General features: G+C 57.0%; 11 protein-coding genes. 2 read left to right on the top strand and 9 right to left on the bottom strand.

Annotation, left to right across the window (positions count from 1 at the left end):
* Nucleotides 1-79: 79 nt before the first annotated feature.
* Nucleotides 80-1,504 (top strand): M20 family metallopeptidase, encoded by a 1,425-nt coding sequence (locus ACQ3G7_RS04960; RefSeq protein ID WP_430889049.1) that lies wholly within the window; start codon nt 80-82, stop codon nt 1,502-1,504.
* On the top strand, nt 1,501-2,775 hold the full coding sequence (locus ACQ3G7_RS04955; RefSeq protein ID WP_430889048.1) for an MFS transporter: 1,275 nt from the start codon (nt 1,501-1,503) through the stop codon (nt 2,773-2,775). Before ACQ3G7_RS04960 ends, ACQ3G7_RS04955 begins: the two co-directional genes overlap by 4 nt.
* A 34-nt stretch (nt 2,776-2,809) precedes the next feature.
* On the opposite strand, the gene ACQ3G7_RS04950 is transcribed toward ACQ3G7_RS04955, so the two are convergent.
* The 9 genes from ACQ3G7_RS04950 to ACQ3G7_RS04910 all read right to left on the bottom strand — a co-directional run bounded on the left by ACQ3G7_RS04950 (nt 2,810) and on the right by ACQ3G7_RS04910 (nt 12,378).
* Nucleotides 2,810-3,289, bottom strand: a complete 480-nt coding sequence (locus tag ACQ3G7_RS04950; RefSeq protein ID WP_430889047.1) for a tetratricopeptide repeat protein — start codon at nt 3,287-3,289, stop codon at nt 2,810-2,812.
* 100 nt (nt 3,290-3,389) lie between these two features.
* A complete protein-coding gene (locus ACQ3G7_RS04945; protein ID WP_430889046.1) occupies nt 3,390-4,625 on the bottom strand; it encodes an ATP-grasp domain-containing protein in 1,236 nt (411 codons plus the stop codon).
* A gap of 5 nt (nt 4,626-4,630) precedes the next feature.
* Nucleotides 4,631-5,857 (bottom strand): MFS transporter, encoded by a 1,227-nt coding sequence (locus ACQ3G7_RS04940; RefSeq protein ID WP_263097583.1) that lies wholly within the window; start codon nt 5,855-5,857, stop codon nt 4,631-4,633.
* Nucleotides 5,854-6,777 carry a transketolase family protein gene (locus ACQ3G7_RS04935; protein ID WP_430889045.1) on the bottom strand — a complete coding sequence of 308 codons (924 nt, stop codon included), beginning with the start codon at nt 6,775-6,777 and terminating at the stop codon, nt 5,854-5,856. The genes ACQ3G7_RS04940 and ACQ3G7_RS04935 overlap by 4 nt, the downstream gene beginning before the upstream one ends.
* Complete coding sequence (locus ACQ3G7_RS04930; RefSeq protein WP_430889044.1) at nt 6,764-7,552, bottom strand: thiamine pyrophosphate-binding protein; 789 nt, start codon at nt 7,550-7,552, stop codon at nt 6,764-6,766. The genes ACQ3G7_RS04935 and ACQ3G7_RS04930 overlap by 14 nt, the downstream gene beginning before the upstream one ends.
* Nucleotides 7,552-9,396, bottom strand: a complete 1,845-nt coding sequence (locus tag ACQ3G7_RS04925; protein ID WP_430889043.1) for a M20/M25/M40 family metallo-hydrolase — start codon at nt 9,394-9,396, stop codon at nt 7,552-7,554. The genes ACQ3G7_RS04930 and ACQ3G7_RS04925 overlap by 1 nt, the downstream gene beginning before the upstream one ends.
* Nucleotides 9,396-10,436, bottom strand: a complete 1,041-nt coding sequence (gene argC, locus ACQ3G7_RS04920; RefSeq protein WP_430889042.1) for an N-acetyl-gamma-glutamyl-phosphate reductase — start codon at nt 10,434-10,436, stop codon at nt 9,396-9,398. Before argC ends, ACQ3G7_RS04925 begins: the two co-directional genes overlap by 1 nt.
* Complete coding sequence (locus ACQ3G7_RS04915; protein WP_430889041.1) at nt 10,433-11,746, bottom strand: DegT/DnrJ/EryC1/StrS aminotransferase family protein; 1,314 nt, start codon at nt 11,744-11,746, stop codon at nt 10,433-10,435. The genes argC and ACQ3G7_RS04915 overlap by 4 nt, the downstream gene beginning before the upstream one ends.
* Complete coding sequence (locus ACQ3G7_RS04910) at nt 11,743-12,378, bottom strand: hypothetical protein (protein ID WP_430889040.1); 636 nt, start codon at nt 12,376-12,378, stop codon at nt 11,743-11,745. The genes ACQ3G7_RS04915 and ACQ3G7_RS04910 overlap by 4 nt, the downstream gene beginning before the upstream one ends.
* Nucleotides 12,379-12,381: the final 3 nt, after the last annotated feature.

The raw sequence follows: 12,381 nt of genomic DNA, 5'->3' as shown, positions 1-12,381 counted from the left end.
AGGCTCTGTTCTGGTTTAGAACAAAAAGACAACAACAGACAGTTGCGCCACCGGCAGCAACATGAACAGGGTAAACACCATGACAACACAACAACTTATCGCGCAAGCGCTGGCGTGGTTTGACAGCGGCCATTTTAAAACGACGCTCGCCAGCCGGGTCGCTATTCCCAGCGAAAGCCAGCGCACCGACCGCGACGATCAACTGCTGCGCTACTACCACGAGGCGTTTACTCCCGCGTTTCGTGAAATGGGTTTTCAAACGGAAATTGTGGCCAACCCGGTTAACGCCGCCCGGCCCTTTTTGCTCGCCCGTTATGAAGAGGATCCGGCGCTGCCGACCGTGATGTGCTATGGCCACGGTGATGTGGTGTTTGGCGATGACGCGCGCTGGACGGAAGGGTTATCACCCTGGACGCTGGTGGAGCGCGACGGTAACTGGTACGGGCGCGGCGCTGCCGATAACAAAGGCCAGCATACGGTCAACCTCGCGGCACTGGCGCAGGTGTACCACGCTCGCCAGGGGCGGCTGGGTTTTAACTGTGTCTGGCTGTGTGAAATGGGCGAAGAGATGAGCTCGCCGGGGCTGGCGGAAGTGTGTCAGCAGTTGAAAACACGGCTGAAGGCGGATCTGTTTATCGCCTCCGATGGCCCACGCCTGAGTGCGGATCGCCCGACGCTGTTTCTTGGCTCGCGCGGCTGCGCGAACTTCCGCCTGACCATCAACGCCCGCGCCAAAGATTATCACTCCGGCAACTGGGGCGGTCTGCTCAGCAACCCCGGAACGCAACTGGCGAACGCCATTGCCAGCCTGGTGGATGGCAAAGGCGAAATGCGTATCCCGGCGCTGAAGCCGCCTGCGCTAACGCCTGCCTTAAAAGCGATCCTCGCAGATATCACCCCGGCGCGCGGTAACAACGATCCACAAACCGATCCGGACTGGGGCGAGCCAGGGTTGTCGGCCGCCGAGAAGCTGTTTGGCTGGAATACGCTGGAAGTGTTGTCGTTTCTGACCGGCAACCCGGCGCAGCCCATGAATGCGATCCCCGGCCACGCCACCGCCGTGTGTCAGTTGCGCTTTGTGGTCGGCACGGACTGGACAGCACTGGAACAGGCGCTGCGTGAACATCTCGATGCGCACGGTTTTTCGATGGTTGCCATCAGCGATGTGCGCGGAACGCCGGCGACTCGCTTCGATCCGACCGATCCGCTGGTGCACTGGGCGCTTGAGGTGATGGCGGAAACCAGCAGCAGTAAACCAGCGCTGCTGCCAAACCTGGGCGGCTCGCTGCCGAACGACGTGTTCGCCGGAATTTTAGGTTTGCCGACGCTGTGGGTGCCGCATTCATATCCTGCCTGTGGGCAGCATGCACCGGATGAACATCTGCCGATTGCCATTGCCCGTGAAGGCCTGGCAATCATGACCCGTCTGTTTTGGGATTTAGGCGAACAGGGGCGTGAGCTGCTGGCGCGCCATCGTCAACATCAGGCCGGAGGTGCGCAATGAGTACGCTTGCCCGTGAAATCGAGCAGGGCGGAGAGCGCCCGAGCCTTTATAAAACGCTGTTCGCCACCTGCATCGGTAATGCGCTGGAGTGGTTTGATATCGCGGTGTACGGCTTTTTCGCCAGCTACATTGCGCATGCGTTTTTCCCTACCGCCAACCCGACAGTGTCGTTATTGCTGGCATTTGGCAGCTTTGGCGTGGCCTTTCTGATCCGTCCGCTGGGCGCGGTGGTGCTGGGGGCGTACGCCGATAAGCATGGACGTAAGGCGTCGTTGCTGCTCTCCATTAACCTGATGATGCTGGGTGGTGCGATGATCACCTTTATGCCGGGGTATGCCACATTGGGCGTGGCAGCACCGTTGTTGATTCTGGTGGCGCGGTTGATTCAGGGGTTCTCTGCCGGTGGTGAGTTTGGTAGCTCGACCGCGTTTCTGGTGGAGCACTTCCCGGAGCGAAAAGCGTTTATCGCCAGCTGGCAGTTTGCGACGCAGGGGGCAAGCACACTGCTGGCGTCCGCGTTTGGTCTCGGGCTGGCGCAGTGGCTTACCCCGGAGCAACTCAGCGACTGGGGCTGGCGTATTCCGTTCGCCTTCGGTCTGCTGATTGGTCCGGTTGGCGTGTGGATCCGTCGCCATGTGCATGAACCTGCGGCCTATGCGCAGACGGAAAAACCGCGCCATCCGGTCAGGCTGTTATTCGGTGCGCAAAAACGTCTGATCGGGCTGGCGATCGGTCTGATGGTGGTGTCGACCGCGATCAACTATATGCTTAACTACGTGCCGACCTGGGCGACGAAAAGTCTGGGGTTACCGCCGTCGTCTGCCTATAGCGCCACGCTGCTGGCCGGGGTGATCCTGACGGTGGTCACGCCGATTGGCGGTCTGCTCGCGGAACGTGTCGGGCGCGTGCGCCTGCTGTGGGTGGCGCTGGTGTTGATGGCGTTTACGCTGCTGCCTGCTTTCTGGCTGACCAGCCTGAATGTGACGCCGCTGTCGCTGGCGTTGTTGGTGGGCTGGATGGCGTTACTGAAATCGGTCTACTTCTCCACCATTCCGTCGTTGATGGCGGATATCTTCCCGGTGTCGACCCGCGCCAGCGGGATGTCGATCAGTTACAACGTGGCGGTCACGGTGTTTGGCGGCTTTGCGCCGTTTATCTGTACGCTGTTGATTAGTGCTACCGGCAGCCACTTCGCGCCGGGGTTATACCTGATGGTCACCGTGTTTCTCAGCGTTGCGGCGCTGTGGCAAACACAAAAACAGCACCGCTGAAGGCTACCCCCTCCGTTTGCTGAGGGGGACTGTGTTACCAGCGTTGATCCGGGTTCTGCGCGTAATAGCGCAGAACCTCCTGATAGGGCGCGGTACGCTCATCGGGGTGTTGTGCGACAGATTCCAGTAACACGCTGACTGCACATTCATGTTCACCCAGGTTATACAGGCACAATGCATAAAACGGCCTGACTTCCGTCGCCTGAGGCCACGCGATCATGATCTCTTCAAACAGCGCTTTGGCTTGCTGATACTTGCCGAGGCAGCGCCAGGTTGAGGCGAGGCCAAACCGGGCTTCGAACCGCTCTTCTTCATCAAGTCCTGCGTCCAGTGCGGCAAGGTAGTTGTGCTCGGCTTCCCGTTCCAGTCCCTGATTATCGTAAGACCAGGCCAGATGTAAAAAGGCGAGGGCGCGCAGTTCCGGCTCGGTGGTCAGCGCCTGTAACAGCTGGCGGCTTTGCTCATGTTCGCCCTGTTTGCGCAGTGCAATGGCGGCTTGTAACCTGGTGTCCATTATCGGGATCCGTTGATGAAGAGGATTTACGTTATAGAACAGGTGGCGGGGGTTAGCAATGCGCCCCTCCCGCTGAATGGAGAGGGGCTGCGTCAGGATGTTAGTTGCGGTAGGTCAGTTTTAATTTGCCGATCAGTTCGGTGATCTTGGCTTTTGCTTTGGCCGGGGTTTCCGCCTGCACAATAAAATACCCTAACCGGTCATCGGAGCTTTTCGGCACCACGACTTTATCGCCCGGTCTGGCGCTGATGGCGGAGCGCAGCACTGCGTGATCGTGTTGCACGCTGGCAAGGTTCTCAATGGACGCTAACACGCCGTCGCGATCGGCGCAGATATAGCCTACTGCGCAGCTCATCGGTTTTTCCACCGTAAAGTCAACCGGCAGTTTCAGCGCGTTAAATACCGCCTGGCGGAAAATATTGAGGTGGTAGGCGCCAGGGATCAGGTCGGAGGTAATATTATCCCCGCCCGGTCGGCCGTTGACCTCAACGATACGCGGCCCGGTTTGGGTGTATTTCACCTCGACGTGCGCCGGGCCGTTGGTGAAGCCGATGGCTTCCAGCGCCTGGCGTGCCACTTCAATCATTTGCGGCTTTTTATCTTCCAGCACGGACGTCGGGAAGATATGGAACATTTCGACAAAGTAAGGCAGCGGCGACGTGACTTTTTCGGTCACTTCCGCGAAGACCACTTCACCGTGGGTTAAGAAGATCTCCACGCTGAATTCCGGCCCTTCCAGATACTCTTCCACCAGGTACTCTTTGCGCACGCTGAAGCCCATATAGCTGGTGGTGAAATTTTCCAGCACTTTAAAGGCGTCGCGCAGTTGCTGGCGATCGTTAATAAAAAAGACGTTCTGGCTGCTGGCGGTATTGGTGGGTTTCAGTACCACCGGGTAGCCAATCGTTGCCGCCGCGTCTTCCGCTTCTCCCAACCGGTGGACGATTTTGAACTGCGCGCTTGGCACGCCGCGTTCGCTGTAGCGAATACGGGCCAAATCTTTGTTGCGCGCCAGCGTCGCCGTTTCATGGCTGATGCAGGGAATGTTTAAACGCTGCGCCGCCTCGGCGGTGGTCGCCATGGCGTAGTCCGTTGCCGAAATCATCGCGTCGATGCGTTTATACGGGCTGCGATAGATGGCCTGGTAGATGGAGTCCGCATCGCGGATGTCGCAGACCAGCAAGTCATCGTATTCGCCTTCATAACCATAGAGCTGTGGATTGTCTTTCGCCGAAACCAGCACAACAACGTAGAAACCTGCTTTGTGCGCCTCGCGGGCAAAACTGACGCCGAAGAAACTCGGTTCAACCAAAAAAATGACTTTTTTATCTGACATAGTCGTTACCCCTGTAAATTTTCAGGATGCTTTTTTGAGAGCAACAGTTGATTAAGAACAAACATGACGAATCCCGCCCCCATCATCAGCGCCATGATCACAATGCCAATCATTGCGCCATGCTGATCGAGGTAGGACCCAATAAACAGTGAGAAGAGGCACTGGCAGATCAGCGAAATACCGATCCACACCGCCATCGAACGCCCCATATAATCTTTTGGCACGGTTTGCATCAGCAGGGAGTTCATTAAGATACGCAGCGAAGAGTTGCACAGGCCCAGTAACAGGCTGCACAGATATAAATTAAAGACGAAGCTGTTCTGGCTGAGGAATAACAGGTTGATGCAGGCCAGAACAAAGAACGCGCTGATTAATTTACGGGCGTCGAGTTTCATGGCCAGCGACGACATCATGATCCCGGAAAGCAACCCGCCAATGCCGTAAGACATATCCGCAAAGCCGAAAGTGACGCTATCCCGTTGCAGGGTATTGTTCACGTAGTCCGGCAGCACCACGTTATAGATCATGGTGACAATCAGCGGCACAATCGATACCACGCCAAGCACGAAAATTCCCTTATTTTCATAGAGAAATGACCAGCCGCGACGCAGCATTACGGTGTAATTTTCGCTGTCGGTTTCGCGGGAGACGGCGCGGTACTTAATCAGGTTAATGGTGATGGCGCTGAAGACAAACATCAGCGCATTTACCAGCAGAATGGCGTTAAAGCTGAAGTACTTATAAATAAACCCGGACGCTGCCGCCGCAAGAAACATCCCGACCTGCAAGCTGATCTCCAGCAGAGAGTTGCCGGTGACATATTTTTTCTCTTCGAGAATTTCCTGCAGGAAACTGCGCGAAGCCGACATATACACCGTCCAGCCGACGCCATTAATAATGGCGAACGCGTACAGGTAGTACATATTGAAATCGAAATTCGACAGCATGACGAACAGCAGCAGCAAAAAGAGCGCGCGAATAGCATGGGTGAAAAAGATCACGGTCTTACGGTTATATTTATCGGTGATCACCCCGGAAAAGAGGGAGGCCACAAACCCTGCGATCACGTTCACCGCCAGTAAGATACCGACATATTGATTCGACCCGGTTTTCATCAGCACAAACCAGTTGGCCCCGATCGTCGCCATTCCGACGCCAAACCCTGAAACGATATCAGAGAGAAAAAACGCCCGGAAACGCGGATCTTTTAAAATGGCAAAGCTCGTGCTCATACATGCTCCTTGGCATAAATAATGTCTTTTATGGTGGTGAGTAACCTTTCAAGAGAGAAGTTCAGGCCCGCCAGTACGTCGTCCTGGCTGCCGCCATACTGTGGCCAGTCATCGTTGGGGGTGTAAGAAAGCACCTGTTTATGCGGCATGCTGAGCGCCAGTTCCGCCGCCACGCTGCCCGCGCGGCGATGTTCTTCCACCACCATCAGCGGGCCGGGAAGCCGGGCGATGTCTGGCATAAGGTGGTGCAGGGAGGCGTTGTCCACATAGCACAAATGCAGGTGATTGATTTCGCCCAGTTCTTGCTTGGCGGCGACGCACAATTGCGTGGCTTTTTCGCCCACCGAGACAAGCGTAACCGGGTGGCTGGCGCGATAACCCTGCTCAACGATCAGCGTGTCGAATTCCGCCGAGCGTTCAAGATCGGGGTAAACGTCGTTGCGCCCCAGCCGGATATAGCAAGGCTCGCTGCCCAGGGCGGCGTTGCGCAGCACCTGCCGCGTTTCGGTTTCGCCATACGGGCAGGCGATACGGATACCGGGGAACAATCGCACCGCACCGACATCCTCAAGGCTGTGATGGGTGGTGCCAAACCAGCCGCCAGAGGCGCCGCCATACGCGCCAATCACGGTGATCGGCTGGCCCATATAGCCGAGCGACAGCTTGATCGCCTCCGCACAACGCAGCGCGGCGAACGGCGCGAAGGTGGTGAAAAAGGGTTTGAACCCGGCAGCGGCAAGCCCGGTGCACATATCGATGGCCGCCATTTCGGCGATGCCGATATTGTAAAAACGGTCCGGGAAGCGCTGTTGAAAAGGGTGATTACGCCCGCCGAGATCTGCCTCCAGACACACTATTTTCGCGTCTTCCTGCGCGCAATTAACCAGTTCATCCTTGCACGCGTCTCTACCTGACAGCATCGGCGAGTCTCCTTTTCCATTTGATTGCCTGGTGAAGCTTCAGCCTGGCGTAGTGGCAGGACGGGTTGCCTTCCAGCTCGGCAATGCCTTTGCCTTTCACCGTGTTGGCGATGATCACCAGCCCGCGGTTTTGACGGGCAGAAAACGCCTGCTCCAGTTGCCCGAAGTCGTGCCCGTCAATTTCCACCACATCCATGCGGTAAGAGGCGAAACGCGCTTTGATATCGGCGATGGGGGAGATATCCCGGACATAGCCATCGTTTTGTGCGCCATTGTTATCAATGACATACACCAGGTTGTTGATCTCCTGCGCGGAAAGCACCTGTAGCACTTCCCAGCACAACCCCTCCTGCAACTCGCCATCACCGCCAATCGCCACGGCAATGCCGTTGCTGTTCAACTGACGCTGCGCCAGCGCCCAGCCTGCGGCATAACCGATGCCGTGCCCGAGGCTGCCGGTAGAGAAACGAATATGCGGGATTTTATGGTTCGGGTGGCCGGTCAGCAGCGAATCGCTGCGGCCATAGTGTTCCGCCGGGTTGGTGTCGCTGTAACCGAGCACGTACAGTGCGCTATAGAGCGCGGCGGCGGCGTGCCCTTTGCTCAGCACCACGCAGTTATGCTCATCCGCCTGGTAGCGGTTAAGGGCGTAGAGCAGAATATCGATGACTGACAGCGAGCCGCCAATATGGCAACCGACGTCGCTGGCGGCGATATCAATAATCACGCCGCGCGCCTGGGCTGCCAGTGCGGGCAGTTCATGCAACGAGGCCATTACTTCTCCCCTCCATTCAGCCGCATCCAGTTGATAACGGTCTCCTGCAAAATGCGCCGCGACAGCAGCACATCGTCGGTGTAGTTGATCTCTTTGTCGGTATGATCAAGCGCGGAATCACCGGGGCCATAGGCGATGAACGGCACGTTGCGCCAGCTTGTTGCCAGCGTATTCATATCGCAGGTGCCTTTTTTCACTACCGGCCGCGGTGGCGTGTCCGTCAGTACGCGACTGAAAGCCTGATTGAGCGCGCGGTAGAGCGGGTTGGTGCGTGACGATTTATAGCCCGGCGTGCTGCGCTCGATCTCCACCGTGAGCCCATCGCCGCTCAGCGCAAGCAGTGGTTCGATGTAGCCAGGGCGCGCTTCCGGCGAAACGCGGAAATTGATCACCAACTGCGACTCTTCACAGGAAAGCGCGTGGCGATGGGTGATGCCGATGATGTTGGAGATATTGTTGCTGTCAAAATCGTTCATCACCGCCCGCAGTGCGCCAGCGGCTTCATAAACGTGTTCGATAGAGGTTTTCGCGTCCCGTGCGGCGGTGTGCTCCATGCCTTTGCGCACGGTCACTTTGATCTTCAGCAGGCCATAATAGCCAATGGCAACGTGCATCACGCCGCTGGGCTCGCCAATGATCACCGCGTTGGCGGGGTAGTTATCGCGTACGTAGTAAGCACCTTTCGAGGAGGAAACCTCCTCTTCGGTGGCGCCCACCACCAGTAAACGCGCGTGAGGCGGCACCTCAACCTGTTGCAGAACGTCGATAAAGTTTGCCAGGCAGCCTTTGGCGTCGACGCTGCCGCGACCGCTGACAAAATCCTCGCCCGCGTCGCTGCGCCACAGCCCCGGAACGGTGTCCAGATGGCCGAGCATCAGCAGAGTGTTTGGTCCGTTGCCTTTGCTCAGCACCAGGTTGCCTGCCGGGTCAATCTGCGCATCGATGTCGCTACCGGCCAGACGCTGAGACAAAAAGTTCGCCAGTACCGACTCGTCGCCGGAAATGGACGAGATATTGACCATCATATTCAGCAGGCGCATCGGCTCGCTGACGCCGGTGCCACGCCAGAACCAGGTGGCGGCGGCAGAGAGTGAGTGCGGGCCATTGATGGCGATATCGCAAACGCCCTGTTGCAGCGCGAGCTGGCAGGCGCGGACTTTCTGTTTCATCCGCCCGCTTACCACCAGTTCGTCGTCGGCGTAGACATCGAGCAGGGTGCTGGCGCTATCGTTGATGTCCCGCAGGATCCCCGCTGTACCGGTGACAAAGCGCAGATGGTTGGCGTTCAGCGCCACCGCCAGGTGTGCTGCCAGCATATCGGCATCAATATTGATGTACTGCCGCGCGTGGCTTTCCCAGATTGGCGGTGAGAGAAAAACAATGTCATAGCTTTCCAGCAGCGCGCGCAAGACGGCGGTTTTTGCGTCGTTGAATCCACCGTAAAGCGAGTCGCGCACAATGCGGCTGCGCCCGCCTTCGGTGATTTTCAGTGGCTTACCCATCTTTCCGGTCACCAGCTGATTGTCGCCAGCGACCTGGTAATAGGCGGAAAAATCCAGCGTTTGTGCCGCAAGACTAATCAGGTTGCCAATGCGCTCGCGGTAGGCTTTAAGGATCACGTCCATGTGTTCCGGGCTGCAATAGCGCACCCGATCGCCGTTCGCCAGCGGCAGATACGCCACCTCGATCTCCTGGTGGCGGTACTCCCGTTCGATAGCCTCCGCGCCGCCGCAGATCACCAGCACCTTACCGCCGGCGCGGCTGATCTCCATCACTTCACGGAAAAAACCACTGCCGCTATACAGGGTGCTGCTTCCGGCTTTGATGACGTAGAGATTATCCATTATGGCCACCCGGCTTCGTTAAGATGATCCAGCCCGGCAAACGACTCCAGGCCGAGCCAGAGATTTGCCGCCTGCACCGCCTGGCCCGCCGCGCCTTTAAGCAGGTTGTCCAGCGAACAGAGGCTGAGGCACTTATCACCCTCAACCAGCGTGGCGACCTCGGCGTGATTGGTGCCGCAGACGGTTTTCAGCATCGGCACCTGGCCGTTTTTCAGGTAGTGAACAAACGGCGTCTGCTGGTAGTGGGAGAAAAACGCCTGACGCACATCCGCCGCCGTACAGCCCGGTTTGAGCGTGCTGTAAGCGCTGACGTAGATCCCTCTGGCGGTATCGAGGCTGAAAGCCGCAAAGGTGATGTCCAGCGGATCGGCGGTCAGTTGCTGTAATTTCGTCACTTCCGGCCCGTGACGATGGTTGAACGCTTTGTGCAGACGGAAATTGTGTGAGCGTTCGGCATGGGTTTCGGCGCTGCTTTTCCCTGCGCCGCTGGAGCCGGTTTTCGCATCAACGATGATATTGCCCGCCACCAGCTGTTTGCTGACCAGCGGCCACAGCGCATAGAGCGAAGCCACCGCCATACAGCCAGGCAGGTTGATGAGGGTCGCCGCCGGGTCGGGCGTGGTGAATTCCGGCACAAAATATTGGCTGACCACCTGCGGCGGCAAACTGCCCGGTGTGGCCGGGTAGTGCACCGCGTTAATCGCCTCTTCATCAAAGCGGTAGTCGCCGCTCAGGTTGAACAGGCGCGTGCAGTGTTCGCTGACTAACGACACCATCTGTGGCAGTTTGCCGTTCGGCAGGCAGGAAAAGACCAGATCGTAATGGTTGTCTTTGATGTCGCTGATGGACGAGAACTTCAGACCCGGTTTATGGCTGTGACGGCGGAAACTGCGCATCTGGCGTTCCACCGGCAGCCCTTTTTTAGACTCCGAAGAGACAAACTGCACATCAATCTGCGGATGGGTGCTTAACAGGCGGTACACTTCACCGCCGACGAATCCGGAGCCGCCAAGAATGGCGGCGGTGTAGACAGTATTCATCCGAGTCGTGCATCCTTTTCGTAGGGCGGAACATCGTCGATGTGACGGGCGATCTCCGCGATGCGGGAAAGATGGCGATCCACTTTTTTGAACGCGAGCACATAGGACCGCAGTTTTTCGTACTCCACCGGCGAGCGCAGTTCGCGACACAGCACCAGCGTGCTGCGCAGCATCTTCATGGCGTTAGGGAAGTCTTCATGCTGGTAGTGTTTCCGCTCTGCCAGGAAGAACGGGAAGCCTTTGCCAAACCCTTTCTGGTTCTGGAAGGGGAGATGGAAGGGCAGCAGGGTGTTTTGCCACTCGCGGGCAAATACCCCTTCTTCATTTAGCGCCTGCTGTAATGCCTGTTTGACTTTGTGTTCCGGAATGCCAGCCAGCTCGGGCAAATCGCAGTTGATGTTGATGCGGAACATATTGAAGCTGTGTTTCGCCCCTTCCGGGATGGCCGGGCCACGGAACAGGCGCGTGGTGGCAAGCTCTGCAATCAGGTGCTGTGCATTGCGCTGGCGGATTTCATCATAGTAATCGAGACGCGCGAGCTGGCTGATGCCAAAGGCCGCCGCCACCCAGGACATGCTGTAATCCAGGCCGGATTCTTCGAGGAACGCGCAGGCGCGTTGGTAGCTGCTGCGATCTTTAAAGAAAGCAATCCCGGCTTCGCCGCCGAGCGGGAAGTTTTTATCCGCCATCAGGCTCTGCCCGGCGGCATCGCCAAAGGTGCCGCAATGGCGTCCCTGCCAGCTTGCGGAGTGCGCATGGGAGGCATCTTCAACTAACGCCAGATTATGCCGCTGGCAGAATTCCGTCAGGGCATCGAGGTCCGCAGGCAGGCCGTGCACATGCACCGGCATCACCGCCTTGGTGCGGGGCGTGAGTTTTTTCTCCAGTTGCGCCGGGTCGATACACCACGTTCCGGGAGTAATATCGACAAAAATCGGGATCGCTTTGGCGGCGACAATCGCCTGCGCAGTCGCGATAAAGGTAAAGGCGGGCACCAGCACTTCATCGCCGGGTTTCACGCCTGCGCCAATCAACGCCAGATGCAGGCTGGACGTCCCGCTGGCGGTCGGAATGGCATACGCCGCGCCCACGCGCTGGCGGTATTTCTCTGCGAACTCTGCCACCACGTCCTGCGGTGATTGCTGCACAGAGATCATCATCTGGAACAGATCTTCTTTGGTGATATTCGGGAAAAGGGTTTTACGGTTGGCTTTGGGAATAACCGGCGCATCGCCATCGAGTGCCAGATTATGGTCAACCACGCCATCCTCTGGCATGGCCAGCGGCGTCATAATGAAATCGGTCTTCATTTGTTTAACCCCATTTTAATAAGCGACATTTTGATGCACGCGCCGACCAGCGGACTGAGGCGGAAGTTAAATTGCAGACCTGGCTGAATTTCTTTTTCTGTTTCTTGCTGAGTCCACATGGTGCGTAAATCAAAAGCGCCAAAGATTTTTAAGCGTTCCGCTTTTTTATAAATGCTCTCTGAGTTGGTCAGTAAGACCGCGCAGGGCCCAAAGCCCAGCCCGGCAAAGTCAATAATATTGACCGGCTCGTCGTTATGACATGACGTGCCTGTGCCGGCGAGGTTTTCCCAGCTTGCGGTATGTAAAAGATAAGGTCTGGCTAATAAATTATCGTGGCCAATTCCCAACCATTTCAGTAATTTCTCTTGCTGCTCATCGAGGGTACGCTGGTTGGTCTTTCCACCGTAAACAATATCCTGACCCCAGAGCGCACCAATCACCGCGCCGCTGATGCTGTTGTAGGTGACTGCGTACTGTTTGCCGGATGATTTTTTTAAAATATTCTCCAGGCCTTTCAGTTCGCTTTCATTTTTCTCGATACTCATAATTACGCCCGAGGTTAACACTCGTGCTAAAACGAATGAGACCTGGAAATGCTGTGTTGCTAATTCATGAGTTCCTTGAGACTGCATAAT

It is taken from the genome of Kosakonia sp. N21 (assembly GCF_050587465.1).
Classification (GTDB): domain Bacteria; phylum Pseudomonadota; class Gammaproteobacteria; order Enterobacterales; family Enterobacteriaceae.
Note: the sequence above shows the minus strand (reverse complement) of the source record. Positions and strands in the feature narration are given on the sequence as shown.

What these genes read in the sequence shown, in the direction of transcription:
- ACQ3G7_RS04960 (WP_430889049.1), top strand. Translation starts at nt 80, where the DNA reads ATGACAACACAACAACTTATCGCGCAAGCGCTGGCGTGGTTTGACAGC.
- ACQ3G7_RS04955 (WP_430889048.1), top strand. Translation starts at nt 1,501, where the DNA reads ATGAGTACGCTTGCCCGTGAAATCGAGCAGGGCGGAGAGCGCCCGAGC.
- ACQ3G7_RS04950 (WP_430889047.1), bottom strand. Translation starts at nt 3,289, where the DNA reads ATGGACACCAGGTTACAAGCCGCCATTGCACTGCGCAAACAGGGCGAA.
- ACQ3G7_RS04945 (WP_430889046.1), bottom strand. Translation starts at nt 4,625, where the DNA reads ATGTCAGATAAAAAAGTCATTTTTTTGGTTGAACCGAGTTTCTTCGGC.
- ACQ3G7_RS04940 (WP_263097583.1), bottom strand. Translation starts at nt 5,857, where the DNA reads ATGAGCACGAGCTTTGCCATTTTAAAAGATCCGCGTTTCCGGGCGTTT.
- ACQ3G7_RS04935 (WP_430889045.1), bottom strand. Translation starts at nt 6,777, where the DNA reads ATGCTGTCAGGTAGAGACGCGTGCAAGGATGAACTGGTTAATTGCGCG.
- ACQ3G7_RS04930 (WP_430889044.1), bottom strand. Translation starts at nt 7,552, where the DNA reads ATGGCCTCGTTGCATGAACTGCCCGCACTGGCAGCCCAGGCGCGCGGC.
- ACQ3G7_RS04925 (WP_430889043.1), bottom strand. Translation starts at nt 9,396, where the DNA reads ATGGATAATCTCTACGTCATCAAAGCCGGAAGCAGCACCCTGTATAGC.
- argC (WP_430889042.1), bottom strand. Translation starts at nt 10,436, where the DNA reads ATGAATACTGTCTACACCGCCGCCATTCTTGGCGGCTCCGGATTCGTC.
- ACQ3G7_RS04915 (WP_430889041.1), bottom strand. Translation starts at nt 11,746, where the DNA reads ATGAAGACCGATTTCATTATGACGCCGCTGGCCATGCCAGAGGATGGC.
- ACQ3G7_RS04910 (WP_430889040.1), bottom strand. Translation starts at nt 12,378, where the DNA reads ATGCAGTCTCAAGGAACTCATGAATTAGCAACACAGCATTTCCAGGTC.